Below are 18,251 nucleotides of genomic sequence, written 5' to 3' on the forward strand. Positions count from 1 at the left end.
CCGACGACGATGACCGAGCTGCCCGCATGGCGCGCCGCCGGCCGCTGGGCCAGGGCGTCCAGGTGCGCCGGCGTGATCTTGAACAGCCAGCTGTCCGCACCGAACAGATAGGCGTCCAGCGCCTGCAGCGTGGTGTCGTCGTCGGGCAGCAGCACGACGGGCCTGGCCGCGAACAGCGGCGCAAGGAAGGTCGTCAGGGTCGCGTCGAAGCACAGCGGCGAGCTGACCACGGCGCCGCGCAGGCCGGCATGCAGGTAGGTTTCCGCAGCATACGAAAGGTAGTTGTATACGCCGCCGTGGGGCACCATCACGCCCTTGGGCCGGCCGGTGGAGCCGGAGGTGTAGAGCACGTACAGCAGCTGCTCCGCGGCCGGTGCATGCGCAACGGCAGGATCGCTGTCGGGATACTCGGCCAGCCAGCCCGGCGCCAGGGCGCCATCCATGTCGAGGATGTCGAAGCCGCCCAGGCTGACATGCTCCAGCAGTCCCTGGCCGGTCAGCAGCAGTTCTATGGCCGCGTCGTTGACGATGTAATCGAGGCGGTCGCGCGGATGGCTGGGCTCCAGCGGCACATAGGCCGCACCGGCTTTCATCGCGCCGAGCACGCCGATCAGCTGTTCGGTAGAACGCTTGAGCAGCAGGCCGATGCGCGCACCGCGGCCTATGCCGATGTCGCGCAGGTAGTGCGCGAGACGGTTGGCCTTGGCGTTCAGTTCCGCATAGCTCAGTACGCGGCCGCCTTCGATCACCGCTGCCGCGTCCGGCGCCTGCGACACGCTGCGCTCGAACGCGGTGTGGACCAGTTGTTCGCAACCGGCCGCCTGCGGGCCGGCGCCCAGCGCCAGCAGGTGCTGCCGCTGCGCGGCGTCCAGCAGCGGCAGCGCCAGGATCTCGGCAGAAGGATCGTCCACCACCCCCTGCAGCAGCTGCGCGAACGAGGCCGCCAGGGCCTGGATCGTAGCCGCCTCGAACAGGTCGGAATTGAACGACCACAGTACGCGCAGCGTACCGTCGGCCTCGGTAATGCTCAGTTCCAGATCGACCTTGGCCGTGTTCACCTCATTGGGCAGCAGCGACAGCTTGAGGTCCGGCAGCTCCAGCTGGCGGTTGTCGTTGTTGTTCAGGCCAAACACGATCTGGAACAGCGGCGCATGCGCCAGGTTGCGTTCCGGCCGCAGGCGTTCCACCAGCATCTCGAACGGCACGTGCTGGTGGTCGTAGTCGCCCAGCACGGCCTGGCGGTTGCGCTGCAGGTAGTCGCTGAAGCGCGGGTTGCCGCCCAGATCGGTGCGCAGCACCAGCGAATTGATGAAGAAGCCGATCAGGGCCTCGGTGTCCTTGTGTGGCCGCCCCGCCATGGGCGTGCCCATGACCACGTCGGACTCATTGCTGTAGCGGCCGACCAGCAGCGCGAACACGGACTGCAGCAGAATGAACAAGGTCACGTCCTGCTGCTGGGCCAGCGTCCTGAGCCGGCGCGTCAGCGCCGCGTCGATCTGCTGCGCGTGGAACTTGCCGCGGAAGGTCTGCTGCAGCGGGCGCGGCCGGTCCAGTGGCAGCGCATGCACCGGCGGCAGGCCGGCCAGGCGCTGGTCCCAATAATGGAGCTGGCGCGCCAGCAGTTCGCCGCCCAGCCATTCGCGCTGCCAGATCGCATAGTCGGCGTACTGGATCGGCAGCGGCGCCAGCGGGTTTTCCGCGCCGCGGCAGAAGGCCGCGTAGAGCGTGCTGAATTCCTGCACCAGCAGCGCCAGCGACCAGCCATCGGAGGCGATATGGTGCAGGTTGAACACGACGACGGTCTCGCTGGCCGAAAGCTGCAGCAGCATCACGCGCAGCAGCAGGTCGCGGCTGAGGTCGAACGAGGTGTTGGCGTCCTCGGCAACCCGCGCGGCGATCTGCGCGTCCTGCTGCGCGCGCGGCTGGTCGCGCAGATCGACACGGCGCAGGTCCAGCGCGAAGTCCTCGCGCACCTGCTGCCAGGTCTCGCCGTCGCGCTCGTGGAATACGGTGCGCAGCGATTCGTGCCGCTGCACGATGGCGTGCAGCGCGCGCTCGAACGCGGCCTGGTCCAGGCGCCCTTCGAGGCGGAACACGTTGACCATGTTGAACTGGCTGCTGCCGCCTTCAAAGCGGTCGATGAACCACAGGCGCTGCTGCGAGAACGACAGCGGCAGCGCCGCGCCGGGTGCGCGCGGACTGATCGGCGGCAGCTTGAGTTCGCCGGCCTGCCGCGCCTGCTCCAGCCCGCGCAGGTAGGCGGCCAGTTCATCCTTGTTTTGCGCGATCTCGCGCTTCAGAGCTTCCGGAAAGCTGCCGCCCGACGCCACGTAGGCGAGACGGTCGTCCTTGAGGTAAAGGACGACGTTATGGGCCAGCGCCTCGCCGACCAGTTGTTCGACTCGGCTCATCAGAACACACCTTCTTCAATTACGTGGTTTTCTTGCAGGATTTCGCGTTTCTTTTCGGCCAGCCGGTCGCGCAGGGAGGCCGCGGCGATCTTCCCGGCGGCGCCTGCGATGGTCGGCGCCTCGAAGAAGGCACGCATGGAATATTCGCCGTCGCGCGAAGGGAACTCGTCGCGGATGCGGCTGAGCAGGCGCGTGGCCAGCAGGGAGTCGCCGCCCAGCTCGAAGAAGTTGTCGTGCACGCCGATATCGGCGACGCCGGTCAGTTCCTGCCAGATTTCCAGCAGGCGCTGCTCCGCGGCATCCCGCGGCGCGGCGCGGCCGGCCGCGGCGCCGCGGCGCGAATACAGTTGCACCGCAGGCTTTTCCGGCGCGGCGAGCGCAATCCACTTGTCCAGGCGCGGCTTGAGCGGGCCGGTGGAATTGATCAGCTGCGCGGTGTCGCTCCAGGCCAGGGCCTGCTCGAACGCGGCCACGCCCTCGGCCGCGCTCATGCTGTAGGCGTCCGCACCGCGCGCTTCCGTGCCCGCGGCGGCGAACGACCAGCCGTCCCAGCCGACGCTGAGCCAGCGTTCGTCGCCGGCCGCGTGGCGCGCCTGGGCGAATGCATCCAGATAGAGATTGGCCGCGGCATAGGCCGAGAAACCCAGACCGCCGAGCACGCCGGACAGCGAGGACATCAGCAGGCAGAAATCGACAGCACGCCCTTCCAATGCCTGCGCCAGCGCGAGCACCCCGCCGGCCTTGGGCAGGAACTGGGCCCGCACCGACTCCGGCGTGGCCTCGCTGATCGCCATGGCCGCGCCCTGCGGATTGCCGGCGCAGTGGATCACGCCGTCGATGCGGCCGAAGCGCGCCTCGGCCTGGTCCATCGCCGCCGCAATCTGCGCGGCGTCGGCGCTGTCGGCGCTGCAGTACAGCACCTGCGCGCCCGCCTGCTGCAGATCCTGCAGCTGCTGCAGCGAACGGCGCAGCCCCGCGTCAGCCGCTTCATCGGCCAGCCAGCGCGCCCAGTCCTGCGACGCCGGCAACGCGCGCCGGGACACGATAACCAGATTGGCGGCGTAGTTGCGCGCCAGGTGCAGGGCCAGCGCCTGGCCTATGCGTCCCAGTCCACCGCTGATCAGGTAGGTGCCGCCGCGGCGCAGCGACCTGGCCGGGCTGCCGTCGGCGCTGCGCGCCTCATAGGCCGGCGTCCAGCGCCGCGCGCGGCGCAGGGCCACGCTGGGCGGCGGATCGGCCAGGCACAGTTCGTCCAGCAGCTGTGCGGATGTGGCGGCGATGAGGGCATCGCCGCCGGCGCCGGCGTCGGCGCTGTCCAGGTCGATCTGGCGGCAGCGCAGGCCGGCGTATTCCTGCGGCGCGACTTTGCACAGGCCGGCGAGGATCGCCGCTTCCGGCGCGATGCGCTCGGCGCCGGTGACGCGGCAGGCATCGGCGCTGACCACGCTGCACACGGCCGGCGTAGGCTGGCGCAGCGCCGCGAGGGCACGGACGGCATGCAGCAGGCTGAAATAGCCGCACTGCAACTGCTGTTCCAGCGCGGCCGCTGCATCGTTTCCGTGCGACAGCGCCAGGCCGGCCAGGTGCACCAGTTCGTCGATGCGGCCGTGCTCGGCCGCAATCTGCGGCAGCAGCGCTTCCAGCTGTGCCGGCTGCGCGGGCGAGTAGCGATAGTCGTCGCGCGCCAGACGTTCGCAGCCTGCACCGCTGCGCACGGCCACGGCGGTCTGGCCGGCTTGGCGCAAACGGTGCAGCAGCGCCTCGCCCAGCCCGTGCTCGTCGCACAGCAGCACCCAGACCCGCGTCTCGGCGGCAAGGTCACGCCTGGCGCGGGCGCCGCCGGGCACGAGCTTCCACAGCGGAAGCTGGAACCAGTCCGCCGGCGTGCCGCGCTTGGCCTGGCGCGCCGGCGCGGAGGCCGCCGCCGGTGCGTCGATCCAGTAGCACTGGCCTTCAAACGGGTAAGCCGGCAGCGGCACGCGGCGGCGGCGTTCGCCGGCGTGGTAGGCCTTCCAGTCCAGCGTGGCACCGGCCAGCCACAGCTGGCCCAGCGCCTTGGCGAACAGACGATTGTCGTCGCCGGCGTGATCCTGCGCATGGCGCAGGCTGGCGATTACCGTCGCGCCGGCCGCCGCCGGCTGCTTGCGCAGCAGGCTGCCCAGGGCCAGGCCAGGACCGGCTTCCAGCAGCACGCGCCGGCCGGCCGCCGGCTGCGCCAGCAGCGTCTGCGCGCCCTCGGCAAAGCGCACGCATTCGCGCAGGTGGCGCAGCCAGTACTCCACGTCAGTCGCCTGCGCCGCCTCGATGAAGCGGCCGCTCAGGTTCGACACGTACGCCCGCTGCGGCGCCTGCCAGCGCACCTGGTGCAGCACGCTGCGGTATTCCGCCAGCAGCGGTTCCATCATCGCCGAGTGGAACGCATGCGAGGTCGCCAGCGGCCGGTGCGTGATGCCCTGTGCCGTCAGCGTCGTGGCCAGTTGCTCGATCGCCTGCAGCGGACCCGAAGCCACCACCGACCGCGCGCCGTTCACCGCCGCGAGGCTGCACGGCGTGCCGGCGATCAGCGAACCCAGCGTCGCTTCGTCGCAGTCGGCCGACAGCATCGCGCCCGGCGCCATCGCCTGCATCAGCTGCGCACGCCGGGCCACCAGGTGCAGCCCTTCCTCCAGCGTGAACACGCCCGCCACGCAGGCCGCCACGTATTCGCCCAGGCTGTGGCCGATCATCGCCTCGGGCTCGAGGCCGTAGCTCAGCAGGCACTGCGCCAGGCTGTATTCCAGGGCGAACAGCGCCGGCTGCGCCAGGCGCGTCTGGTTCAGCGCCTGCGCCGCCGCCGCACGGTCCGCCCCCGCCGGCGGATACACCGCCGCACGCAGGTCCAGCCCCAGCAACGGCTGCAGCAGCTCCGCACAGCGGTCGAACTGGCGGCGGAACTCCGCTTCGCTTTCGTACAGCCCCTTGCCCATGTCCAGGTACTGCGACCCCTGGCCCGGGAACAGCAGCACCAGCGATACGCCCGCCTCCGATGCCTCGGCCGCGACCGCCTGGCCGCCGTCCTGCTGCAACTGCGCGATGGCGTCCTGCACCGAATCGGCCACCAGCGCACGCCGCTGCGCGTGGCGCGTGCGGCCCACCTGCAAGGTGTAGGCGATATCTGCCAGCGCCTGCGTCGCGCCTTCGCCCTGCAGATGCTGCAACAGGCGCGTACCCGCCGCCTCCAGCGCCGTCGGCGTCTTCGCCGACAGCAGCAGCAGGTGCACCGGCCGCTGCGTCGCCTGCGCCGGGCTCTCCGGCGCTTCCTCCAGCACCACGTGCGCATTCGTGCCGCCGATGCCGAACGAGCTCACCCCGGCGCGCCGCGGCGTCTCGCCCCGCGGCCACTCGCGCAGCTGCGTGTTGACGTAGAACGGGCTCGCCGCGAAGTCGATCTGCGGGTTCGCGTTCGCGTAGTTGATGCTCGGCGGCAGCTGGCGGTGCTTGAGCGCCTCCACCGTCTTGATCAGGCCGGCTATGCCGGCGGCGGCGTCCAGGTGGCCGAGATTGGACTTGACCGAGCCGATCGCGCAGCCGCCCGTCGGCAGCGCGCCGAAGGCCTGCTGCAGCGCGCGCAGCTCGATGGGGTCGCCCAGCACGGTGCCGGTGCCGTGGGCTTCGACGTAGCCGATGCTGGCCGCCTCCACACCCGCGGCGCGCAGCGCGCCGCGGATCGCGCGGGCCTGGCCGCCGACGCTGGGCGCGGTGAAGCCGACCTTGTCGGTGGCGTCGTTGCTCAACGCCGAACCCTTGATCACCGCATGGATGGTGTCGCCGTCGGCAATGGCGTGTTCCAGCCGCTTGAGCAATACCAGGCCGGCGCCGTGACCGCGGCGCGTGCCGCTGGCGGCGCTGTCGAACGCCCGGCAATGGCCGTCCGCCGAGAGGATGTCGCCTTCCTGGTACAGATAACCCGCCGGCTCGAACTGGGCGATGCCCGCGGCGCCGGCCAGGGCCATGCGGCACTCGCCCAGGCGCAGGCTGTTGCAGGCCTGGTGCAGCGCGACCAGCGCGGTGGAACAGGCCGTGTTCACGCTGACGCTGGGGCCGGACAGATTCAGCTTGTAGGAGAGGCGCGTCGCCGCGTAATCGCGGCTGTTGGCATGCAGCAGGCCGGCGCCGAGGCTGGCGAAACGGTCCACCTGCGGCAGCAGGTGGTTGATGAAATACAGGCTTTCGCCCGCGCCGACGAATACGCCGACCGCGCGGCTTTCGGCCGCGTTGCCGTAGCCGGCGTGATCCAGCGCCTCAGCCGCGCATTCGAGCAGGCGGCGCTGCTGCGGATCGGTGACCTCGGCCTCGCGCGGGGTGAAGCCGAAATAGGCCGCGTCGAATTCCTTGAGGCCATCCAGCACCACGCCGGCGCGCACATAGTCCGGACGCGCCAGCAGTTCCGCCGGCACGCCGGCACGGCGCAGTTCCTCCTCGCCGTAGAACTGCAGCGATTCACGGCCCGCGGCAATGTTGCGCCAGAATTCCGCCGGCGCGCGCGCATCGGGGAAACGGCAGGCACTGCCGATGATCGCGATGTCGCCGCCGGCCGGCAGCGCGGATTCCGCATCGTCCGCGGCCGCGCCTTCGCCCTGCCCTTCGCGCAGGAAGCGCACCAGCGCGGCAATGGTCGGATAGGTGAACAGGTCGACCAGCGCGACCGGCCGCTGCAGCTGCTGGCTGATGCGCTTCTGCAGCTGTATCGCGCGCAGCGAGGTGCCGCCGACATCGAAGAAATTGTCCTGTACGCCGACACGTTCCAGGCCCAGCAGCTCCTGCCAGATTGCGCACAGGCGCTGTTCCAGCACATGCCGCGGCGCGACGTATTCAGGCTGGCGCGCAGCACCGCTGCCCGCCTCGGGCAGGGCCTTGCGGTCGATCTTGCCGTTGGGCGAGAGCGGCAGCGCGGCCAGGAACACGAACTGCGCCGGCACCATGAACAGCGGCAGCTCGCGCTGCAGGAACTGGCTCAGCGGCGCGGCCGGCGTACTGCCCGCCTCGGCCGCTACCACGTAGGCAACCAGGCGACTGTCGGCGCCGGCGCCGCGCGCCACCACCACGCATTCCCTCGCCAGCCCCGAGGCCATGATCTGCGCCTCGATCTCGCCCAGCTCTATGCGCAGGCCGTTGAGCTTGACCTGATGATCGATGCGGCCGGCGAATTCCAGGTAGCCGGCATCGGTCCAGCGCGCCAGGTCGCCGGTGCGGTAGAGGCGCGCGCCGGGCCCGGCCGCGAACGGATCGGCGATGAACTTCTCGGCGCTGAGTTCCGGCTTGTTGAGATAGCCGCGGGCCAGGCCCACGCCGCCGATGTGCAGCTCGCCGAACACGCCGATGGGCACGACCTGGCCGTGTTCGTCCAGCACGTGCATCTGGATGTTCTGGATCGGATAGCCGATCGGAATGGTGTGCTCGCCGCGGCTGTCGCGGCAGTCCCAGTAGGTGACGTCGATGGCCGCTTCGGTGGGGCCGTAGAGGTTGTGCAGCTGCGCCGGGCTGCCGCTGGCGAAATGCTGCTGCACCAGGTTCTTGCCCAGCGCCTCGCCGCTGCAAAACACCTTGCGCAGGCTGCGCCGTGCGCCCCAGTCGGCCACGTCCAGCATCTGCGCCAGCATGGAGGGCACGAAATGCAGCGTGGTGATGCCGCACTCGTCGATGACCCGCTCCAGATACTGCGGATCCTTGTGGCCGTTGGGCCTGGCCATGACCAGGCGGGCGCCGACGATCAGCGGCCAGGTGAATTCCCACACCGACACGTCGAAGCTGAAAGGCGTCTTCTGCAGCACGCGGTCGTCGGCGCCGAGCGCGTATTCGCGCTGCATCCAGTCGATGCGGTTGACCAGCGCGCCATGCGGCACCATCACGCCCTTGGGCCGACCGGTGGAGCCGGAGGTGTAGATCACGTAGGCCAGGTGCTGCGGGGTCAGGCCCAGCGCGGCGCTGTCGGGGTTGTGCGCCGGCGCGGCGTCGATCTGCGCATCGGCCTGGTCCAGGCAGATCACGCGCGCGCCGCTGGCGGCGGCGGTGTCGCGCAGCCAGGACTGGGTCAGCACGATGCCGACCGCGGAATCCTGCAGCATGTAGCGCACGCGGTCGGCCGGATAGTCCGGATCGACCGGCAGGTAGGCGCCGCCGGCCTTGAGCACCGCGTAGATGGCGATCACCATTTCCAGCGAGCGTTCCAGGCACAGGCCCACCGGCTGGTCCGGGCGCACGCCCAGCGCAAGCAGGTGGTGGGCCAGCCGGTTGGCGCGCGCGTTGAGTTCGCGATAGCTCAGGCTGTGCGCCTCGTACTGCAGCGCGATCGCGTCGGGGCTGCGTTCGACCTGGGCCTCGAACAGCTGCTGCATGCACAGCGCGCCGGGGAAGTCGCGCGCGGTCTGGTTGAAACCGTACAGCGCCTGCTGCCGTTCCACTTCGGCCAGCAGCGGCAACTGCCACACCGGCCGGGCGGCGTCCTGCAGCGCGCCGTCGAGCAGCACCAGGAAATTCTCCGCCATGCGCTCGACGGTGGCGGCGCGGAACAGGTCGGTGTTGTACAGCCAGGCCAGCTGCAGTTCTTCGTCGTCCTGCTCGGCGACGATTTCCAGGTCGAAGCGCACGCGGTCGCCGGTGCCGGCCAGGGGCTGCAGCTGCAGATCCTTCAGCCCCAGCGCCTGCTGCTCGGTGTTCTGGAACGTGAACAGGATCTGGAACAGCGGACTGTGGCTGAGGCTGCGCGGCGGCTGCAACGCCTCCACCAGCATCTCGAACGGCACCTGCTGATGGGCATAGGCATCCAGGATGTCGCGCTGGTTGCGCGCCAGCAGCTGGTCGAAGCGTTCCTCGCCATCGACTTGCGTGCGCAGCACCAGGGTATTGACGAAGAAGCCGACCAGGGCTTCCAGGTCCGCATGCACGCGCCCGGCGATGGGCGCGCCGATGACGATGTCGCCGGCGTTGCTGTAGCGGCTGACGAACACCGCCAGCAGCGTGTGCAGGAATACGAACGGCGTGACGCTGTGGCGGCGGCAGGCCGCGGCGAGGCGGCGGCTGCGCTCGCCGCCGAGCGCGCGTGCGAGGCGGCGGCCGGCATGGCTCTGCCGCGGCGGGCGCGGCTGGTCCAGCGGCAGGCTGTGGCTCTGCGGAATGCCGGCGAGGCGCTGCCGCCAGTAATCCAGCTCGCGCTGCAGTGTCTCGCCCTGCAGCAGCGTGCGCTGCCAGCCGGCGTAGTCGGCGTACTGGAAACGCAGCGGCGCCAGCGCGGCGGCGGCGCCGCCGGCGTACTGCGCGTACAGCGCGGCGAATTCGCGCGTCAGCAGGCCCATGGACCAGCCATCGCAGATGATGTGGTGCACGTTGAACAGCAACGCATGTTCCTGCGCCGACAGGCGCACCAGCGCGACCGCGATCAGCGGCCCGGCGGCGAGATCGAACACCTCGCCGGCACAGGCAGCCAGCTGTACGCGCAGCGCCTGTTCCTGTTCCTCGCCGTGCAGGGCCGAGAGATCGAACTCGCGCAGCACGAGCCCGTCCGCGGCGAGCACCTGCTGCCGCGCGACGCCGTCGTGTTCGACGAAGCGCGTGCGCAGGATCTCGTGCCGTTCCACCAGGCTGTCCACCGCCGCCTGCAGCGCGGCGCGGTCCAGCCGGCCATGCGCGCGGAATGCGCTGACGATGTTGTACTGGGCGCTGCCGGCTTCGAGCCGGTCCAGCACCCACAGGCGCTGCTGGCCGTAGGACAGCGGCAGCACCGCATTGCGGTCCAGGGTCTGGAGGCCCTGCAGCAACGGCGCGGTGCGGCGCTGTTCCAGCAGGGCGGCCAGTGCTGCAATGGTCGGATGCTGGAACAGTTCGCGCAGCGCGACTTCCAGGCCCAGCTGCTGGCGGATCGCGCTGACCAGCCGCGTCGCCAGCAGCGAGTGCCCGCCGATATCGAAGAAATCGTCGCCGACACCCAGGGTCTCGCGCTTGAGCAGCGCCGACCAGATCGCGTGCAGATCGCTTTCCAGCGGCGTACGCGGCGCGACCACCGCATCGCCGGCGGCGAATTGCGGCGCCGGCAGCGCCTTGCGGTCGATCTTGCCATTGGCGGTCAGCGGCAGCGCCTGCAGGAACACGAACAGCGCCGGCACCATGTAGTCGGGCAGCACGCGGCGCAGCGCGGCCTTGGCTGCGGCGGTGCGCGCGGCCGCATCGCCGTCGGCCTCCGCGTCGCCGGCGGCGACGACATAGGCGGCCAGGCACAGGCCGGCCGGGCCGTCCTCGCGCGCCATCACCACGCATTCCCGCGCCACGCCGAGTTCGACCAGGCGGCGTTCGATCTCGCCCAGTTCGATGCGGAAGCCGTGCAGCTTGACCTGGTGATCGTTGCGGCCGAGGAACTGCAGGCTGCCGTCAGCGCGGCGGCGTACCAGGTCGCCGGTGCGGTAGAGCCGCTCGCTGGTCCGCGGCGCGGTCGCCGGGAACGGGTTGGCGATGAAACGGGTGCGGGTCAGCTCATCGGCATGCAGATAGCCGCGCGCCAGGCCGGCGCCGCCGATATACAGCTCGCCGACCGCGCCCTGCGGGCACAGCGTGCCGCCGGGCGACACTACGTAAAGGCTGGTGTTGTCCAGCGCCCGGCCTATGCCCGGCTCTTCTTCCAGTACGCCGCGGAACTCAGCCACGGTGGAATACGTGGTGTCTTCCGACGGGCCGTAGAGATTGAGCATGCGCCGGGCGCGGGTCTCGCGGAAGGTGCGGTTGACCAGTTCCTTCTTCAGCGGCTCACCAGCGACGTTCACGACATCCACGCAATCAGCCACGGCCGCGTCGTCGAGCAGCACCTTCAGCGCGCTGGGCACGGTGTTGATCAGCGTGGGACGCGGCGCCGCGGGCTGCAGCAGGTCCAGCACATTGCGCACGACCAGGATCTCGCCGCCGTCGATCAGCGGGCTCCACATCTCGAACACCGACAAGTCGAAGCACAGCGACGTGGACAGCAGCACACGGCTGCGTTCCTGCGCGCTGTAGGTACGCCGGGTCCAGTCCAGCAGCGCGGTGACCGAACGGTGTTCGATCGCCACGCCCTTGGGCCGGCCGGTGGAGCCGGAGGTGTAGATGATGTGCGAGAGATGGCGCTGGGTCAGGCCGATCTGCGCTGCGGACATGTTCTCCGCCGGCCCAGCCTGCAGGGCGGCGCGGGTCGTCTCCGCATCCAGGCAGATCACCTGCCGCCCTTCCAGCGGCAGCAGCGCGCGCAGGGCTTCTTCGGTGATAACCAGCGCGGCGCGGGAATCTTCCAGCATGTAGGCAATGCGCTCGGCCGGATAGTCCGGATCCAGCGGCACATAGGCCGCGCCGGCCTTGTGGATGGCGAGGATCGCAACCATCAGCTCGGCGCGCCGGCTCACGCACAGCGCGACCAGGTCGTCCGGCCGCAGGCCCTGTGCGCGCAGCTGCTGCGCGAGGCGGTTGGCGCGCGCATTCAGTTCGGCATAGCTGAGCGCGCCGTCGCAGTCGCGCACCGCGCTGCGCTGCGGCTGCAGCGCGGCCTGCTGCTCGAACAGCTCGAAGGCGCAGTACGGGCTGATCGGCTGCGCCGGCTCGGCCGAGTCGGCCAGGATCTGTGCGCGTTCGCGCGGCGCGAGCAGGCACAGCCCGCCCAGCGCGCGCTGCGGTTCGGCCACCACGCCGGCCAGCAGCGCGGCGAAGTTCTCGGCCATGCGCGCGACGCTGCTGTCGAGAAACAGGTCGCTGTTGTAGGTCCAGTTGATCAGGATGCGGCTGCCCGCCTCGGCGGCGATGATCTCCAGGTCGAACTTGGCCACCACCTCGTCCCACAGCAGCGGTTCCAGCTGCAGGCCCGGCAAGCGGAGTTCGCGCTCGCGGCCGCCGCCGCTTTCCAGATTGAACAGGATCTGGAACAGCGGGCCATGGGCCAGGCTGCGGCGCGGCTTCAGTTCCTCGACCAGGGCCTCGAACGGCACGTGCTGGTTGTCGTAGACGTCGAGGATGGCGCGCTTGTTCGCCAGCAGGGTTTGTTCGAAGGTTGCCGCCGGGTCGACCTGGGTGCGCAGCACCAGGGTGTTGACGAACAGGCCGATCAGGCCCTGGGTTTCCTGCTGCACGCGGCCGGCGATGGGCGTGCCCATGACGATGTCGGATTCGTTCGCGTAGCGGCTCAGCAGCACGGCCAGCGCCGTCTGCAGCAGCATGAACGGGGTTACGTCCAGCTGCTGGCACAGGCGCCGCACGGCCGCCGTGGTGTCCTCGCCGATCGCGCTGAAATGACTGCGGCCGTTGAAGCTGCCCTGGGCCGGACGCGGCTTGTCCAGCGGCAGCGAATGCACCACCGGCAGTCCCGCCAGATAGTCTTTCCAGAAGTGCAGCTGCTTTTCCAATACCTCGCCGCGCAGCCAGTCGCGCTGCCACACGGCGTAGTCGGCGTACTGCAGCGGCAGCGGATCGAGCCGGGCGGCCTGCCCTTGGGAAAAGGCCGCGTAAAGATGACTGAACTCGGCCACCAGCACGGCGAGCGAACCGCCGTCGGAGACGATGTGGTGCATGTTGAAGCACAGCACGTGCCGCGTCTCGTCCAGCCGGTACAGGCTGGCGCGCAGCAGGCTGCCGCCGGCCAGGTCGAACGGCCGCGCCGCGTCCTCGCGCAGCGCCTGCCGCACGCGCGCGTCCTGCGCGTCGGCGGGCAGCAGGCTCAGGTCGATTTCGTCCAGCGCCACCTCGGCCTGGGCCAGCACCTGCTGCCAGGGCGTGCCGCCTTCCTCCATCAGGCGCGTGCGCAGGATCTCGTGGCGCTGCACCAGCGCGGCCAGCGCCTGGCGCAGCGCGGCCCGGTCCAGCCGGCCGTGCAGGCGGTAGGCGCCCTGCATGTTGTACTGCGCCGAGGAGCCGTCGAACTGGTCGACGAACCACAGGCGCTCCTGCGCGTACGACAGCGGCGCGCGCGCCGCGCCGCCGGCGCGCGGCCGCAGCGGCGGCACCGCGGCGGCGGCGTCCGTCTGCAGGCGGCCGAGGTAGGCCACCAGTTCGTCCCGGTGGCGGCGCAGCTCTTCGCGCAGTGCGGGCGCCAGCGGCGCCGCCGTCGCCTCGAACTTGAGGCGGCCGTCTTCCACGCGCAGCAGGATGCCGGCGTCCACCGCCTGCTTGACCAGGGCACGCATCGGCATCAGATTTCTCCCGCTTCGGTGACCACCGCGGCGGCGCGCAGGCGGCTCATGTCCGCGGCGATCTGCTGCGAGTCCTCGCGCTCGACGATCAGCGCGGCCAGCGCGGCGACCGTGGAATGCTCGAACAGGGCCTTGAGCGAAAGTTCCTGCGTGCCCTGTGGAATGCGGCTGCGGATGGTCGCAAGCAGGCGCGTTATCAGCAGCGAATCGCCGCCGAGGTCGAAGAAGCTGTCATTGATGCCGACCTGCTCCAGACCGAGCAGTTCCTGCCAGATCTCCGCCAGTACGGTTTCCGTCGGCGTGCGCGGTGCGGCATAGGCCGCGGCGAGCTGCGGCCGTGCCTGGGCCGGGCCGGCCGCGCGCGCCGCGGGCGCGGCCGGCGGCTGGTACGCCAGCAAGGCTTCGGGGCTGCGCGTGGCGATCAGCCACTGCGCCAGCGGATGCGCCAGCGCGCGGCTGAAGGCCTGCACGCCTTCGGCGTTGCTGATGGCCGACTGCAGGTACTGCTCGCGCTGGGCGCGCAGGTAGTCGGGGATGTCGGTATCGGCGGCGAGGCCAGCTTCCTTCCAGGCGTCCCAGTTCAGGCTGATGTAGCGCGTTGCGCCCTGCGCATCGCGCTGGGCGGCGTAGGCATCCTGGAAGGCGTTGGCGGCGCAGTAGTCGTACTGGCCGAAGGCGCCGACCAGCGCGTTCATGGACGAGCACAGCACGAAGAAGTCCAGCGTTTCGCCGGCCAGCGCCGCGTCCAGTACGACCGTACCGGCGATCTTGGGCCGCGTCACCGTATCGACGAAGGCGCGCGTCTTGGCCGCGATCACGCCGCCGCCGGCAACGCCAGCCGCGTGGATCACCCCGTGGATCGAACCGAAGCGCTGCCGCGCGGCGGCGACTGCGACGGCAAGCTGGCCGGCGTCGGCCACATCGGCCGCGAGCGCCAGCACTTCGCCGCCGTGCGCCTCGATCCGCTGCAGCGCGCGCAGGCGCCGCGCGCCTGCATCGTCGCGCGCCAGCAGCGCTTCCCACTCGCTGCGCGGCGGCAGCGGCGTGCGGCCCAGCAGCACCAGCCGCGCCTGCACCGTCGCGGCCAGGTGTTCGGCCAGGGCCAGGCCCATGCCGCCCAGCCCGCCGCTGATCAGGTAGACCCCGCGCGGGCGCAGCAGCGCGGGCACGGCATCGTCTCCGCCCAGGGCCACGGCCTCGAAACGCCGGCACCAGCGCTGGCTGCCGCGGTAGGCGATCACCACCTCGTCAACCGGCGCCAGCACTTCGCCGGCAACGGTCGCGGCCTGGGCGCTGCGCGCGGCGGTGCTCGCGGCGACACGCACATCGATGCAGCGGCAGCCGACGGCGGGGAATTCCTGCGCGATCACGCGGCAGACGCCGCTCAGCACCGCATGTTCGGGACGGATCACATCGTCCTCGGCGACGCGGGCCAGGCCGCTGCCGAGCAGGCTCAGGCGCAGCGGCTGCGCCGCGGCGGCATCGTTGAGCGCCTGACACAGGAACAGCACGCTGTACAGGCTGCGCTCCAGCGCGGCGGGCATGAACGGCGCGTCCGCGTCGGCGGCCTGCAGCGCGAAGGCATGCACCACGGTGTCGACCGTGCGGCCCGCCTGGCGCAGATCGGCGAACAGGCGCTGGTAATGCGCCGGCTCGGCAATGTCGATGGTCGCCTCGTGCGCGCCGCAGGCATAGGCCCGGCCGGAACGCACGCGCACGACCTGGCCGGCGCGCTCGCCCAGCGCGGCCAGCAGCGCATCGTTGAATTCGCCGTCGTCGGCGAACACCAGGCAGCAGGCGGTCGGCACTGCGCTGCGGCGCAGTCCGGCCGGCGCCGCCAGGCGCCAGGACGGCATATGGAACCAGTCGCCGGGTTCGCGTCGCGCCAGCGACGGCGCCGCCGCGGCGCGCGCGCTGCGGTCTTCCTCGATCCAGTAGCGCTGGCCTTCAAACGGGTAAGCCGGCAGCGGCACGCGGCGGCGGCGTTCGCCGGCGTGATAGGCCTTCCAGTCCAGCGTGGCACCGGCCAGCCACAGCTGGCCCAGCGCCTTGGCGAACAGGCGGTTGTCGTCGCCGGCGTGATCCTGCGCATGGCGCAGGCTGGCGATTACCGTCGCGCCGGCCGCCGCCGGCTGCTTGCGCAGCAGGCTGCCCAGGGCCAGGCCAGGGCCGGCTTCCAGCAGCACGCGCCGGCCGGCCGCCGGCTGCGCCAGCAACGTCTGCGCGCCGTCGGCAAAGCGCACGCATTCGCGCAGGTGGCGCAGCCAGTACTCCACGTCGGTCGCCTGCGCCGCCTCGATGAAGCGGCCGCTCAGGTTCGACACGTACGCCCGCTGCGGCGCCTGCCAGCGCACCTGGTGCAGCACGCTGCGGTATTCCGCCAGCAGCGGTTCCATCATCGCCGAGTGGAACGCATGCGAGGTCGCCAGCGGCCGGTGCGTGATGCCCTGTGCCGTCAGCGTCGTGGCCAGTTGCTCGATCGCCTGCAGCGGACCCGAAGCCACCACCGACCGCGCGCCGTTCACCGCCGCGAGGCTGCACGGCGTGCCGGCGATCAGCGAACCCAGCGTCGCTTCGTCGCAGTCGGCCGACAGCATCGCGCCCGGCGCCATCGCCTGCATCAGCTGCGCACGCCGGGCCACCAGGTGCAGCCCTTCCTCCAGCGTGAACACGCCCGCCACGCAGGCCGCCACGTATTCGCCCAGGCTGTGACCGATCATCGCCTCAGGCTCGAGGCCGTAGCTCAGCAGGCACTGCGCCAGGCTGTATTCCAGGGCGAACAGCGCCGGCTGCGCCAGGCGCGTCTGGTTCAGCGCCTGCGCCGCCGCAGCACGGTCCGCCCCCGCCGGCGGATACACCGCCGCACGCAGGTCCAGCCCCAGCAACGGCTGCAGCAGCTCCGCACAGCGGTCGAACTGGCGGCGGAACTCCGCTTCGCTTTCGTACAGCCCCTTGCCCATGTCCAGGTACTGCGACCCCTGGCCCGGGAACAGCAGCACCAGCGACACGCCCGCCTCCGATGCCTCGGCCGCGACCGCCTGGCCGCCGTCCTGCTGCAGCTGCGCGATGGCGTCCTGCACCGAATCGGCCACCAGCGCACGCCGCTGCGCGTGGCGCGTGCGGCCCACCTGCAAGGTGTAGGCGATATCTGCCAGCGTCTGCGTCGCGCCTTCGCCCTGCAGATGCTGCAACAGGCGCGCACCCGCCGCCTCCAGCGCCGTCGGCGTCTTCGCCGACAGCAGCAGCAGGTGCACCGGCCGCTGCGTCGCCTGCACCGGGCTCTCCGGCGCTTCCTCCAGCACCACGTGCGCATTCGTGCCGCCGATGCCGAACGAACTCACCCCGGCACGCCGCGGCGTCTCGCCCCGCGGCCACTCGCGCAGCTGCGTGTTGACGTAGAACGGGCTCGCCGCGAAGTCGATCTGCGGGTTCGCGTTCGCGTAGTTGATGCTCGGCGGCAGCTGGCGGTGCTTGAGCGCCTCCACCGTCTTGATCAGGCCGGCTATGCCGGCGGCGGCGTCCAGGTGGCCTATGTTCGGCTTGACCGAGGTGATCGCGCAGAACTGCCTGCGGCGCGTATAGGTGCGGAACACCTGGCTCAGCGCATCGATCTCGACCGGGTCGCCCAGCGCGGTGCCGGTGCCGTGGGCTTCCACATAGGAAATCGTATCGGCGGAAACATCCGCGCAGACCAGGGCCTCGGCGATCACGTCCATCTGGCCGGTCACGCTGGGCGCGGCGAAATTCATCTTGTCGCTGCCGTCGTTGTTGATCGCGCTGCCCTTGATCACGGCATGGATGGTGTCGCCGTCGGCGATCGCGTCGGCCAGGCGCTTGAGCAGCACCAGGCCGACGCCGTCGCCGAAGAGCGTGCCGTTGGCGCGCGCATCGAAGGCGTAGCAGTGGCCGTCGGCGGACAGGATGCCGCCTTCCTGGTGCCGGTAGCCGTGGTTGTACGGGAATATCGCCGAGCCGCCGGCAATGGCCAGGTCGCAGTCGTATGCCAGCAGCCCGCGGCAGGCCTGGTGCACCGCGACCAGCGAAGTCGAGCAGGCCGTGTTGATGTTGACGCTGGGGCCGGTGAGGTTGAGGCGGTAGGAAAGATAGGTGCTGAGGAAATCCTTGCCGTTGGCCAGCAGCGCGGCCATGTCGACCGCGTCGCCCAGCGGCTTGTCCTTGCCGGCGAGCTGGTTCATCTGCGCCAGCAGGCTGGAAAACGGATAGGTGCTGTTGGAGGCGCCGACATAGACGCCGACGATCTCCTCGCGCGTGGCGCCGTCGGCATAGCCGGCGTGCTCCAGCACTTCCTGCGCGCAGGTCAGCAGCAGGCGGCGCTGCGGATCCATGTACATGGCTTCGTTCGGCGCGACGCCGAAATAGGCAGCGTCGAAACGGTCGGCGTCGGCGACGCGGCTGACCATGGGCACGTAGGCCGGGTCGCGCGCGCTGTCGGCGCTGACGCCGGCGTCGAGCAATTCCTGTTCCGACAGGCGGCGAATCGAACACATGCCGCCGGCGATATTGCGCCAGTAGCCGGCGCTGTCCACCGCGTCCGGATAGCGGCAGGCCATGCCGACGATGGCGAGTTCGTTTTCGTGTTCCTTCGCGTTGTTCATGCTCGACTCGTGAATTCGTGGTCAGCGCGGCGCGCTGCGTGGGGTTCGGTGCG

General features: G+C 70.5%; 3 protein-coding genes (1 of these 3 only partly in view). All 3 read right to left on the reverse strand.

The features are described from left to right. Tightly spaced (each overlapping or abutting the next), the 3 genes in view from NM961_RS02650 to NM961_RS02660 form a layout consistent with a single transcriptional unit that may run on beyond the window. Positions 1–2,411, reverse strand: the 5' portion of a protein-coding gene (locus tag NM961_RS02650; RefSeq protein WP_255910973.1) for a non-ribosomal peptide synthetase. It extends 8,359 nt beyond the left edge of the window; only the first 2,411 of its 10,770 coding nucleotides appear in the window; it begins with the start codon at positions 2,409–2,411; the stop codon falls past the left edge of the window. Further along, positions 2,411–13,582, reverse strand: coding sequence for a hybrid non-ribosomal peptide synthetase/type I polyketide synthase (locus tag NM961_RS02655; protein WP_255910975.1), 11,172 nt, complete (start codon positions 13,580–13,582; stop codon positions 2,411–2,413). The genes NM961_RS02650 and NM961_RS02655 overlap by 1 nt, the downstream gene beginning before the upstream one ends. After that, the gene (locus NM961_RS02660) at positions 13,582–18,198 is read right to left on the reverse strand and encodes a type I polyketide synthase (protein ID WP_255910977.1); all 4,617 of its coding nucleotides are present in this window, start codon (positions 18,196–18,198) and stop codon (positions 13,582–13,584) included. Before NM961_RS02660 ends, NM961_RS02655 begins: the two co-directional genes overlap by 1 nt. Positions 18,199–18,251: the final 53 nt, after the last annotated feature.

It is taken from the genome of Tahibacter harae (assembly GCF_024437735.1).
Classification (GTDB): domain Bacteria; phylum Pseudomonadota; class Gammaproteobacteria; order Xanthomonadales; family Rhodanobacteraceae; genus Tahibacter; species Tahibacter harae.

Bases quoted from the DNA above. Each gene is read 5' to 3' on its own strand.
- NM961_RS02655 (WP_255910975.1), bottom strand. From the start codon at position 13,582: ATGCCGATGCGTGCCCTGGTCAAGCAGGCGGTGGACGCCGGCATCCTG.
- NM961_RS02660 (WP_255910977.1), bottom strand. From the start codon at position 18,198: ATGAACAACGCGAAGGAACACGAAAACGAACTCGCCATCGTCGGCATG.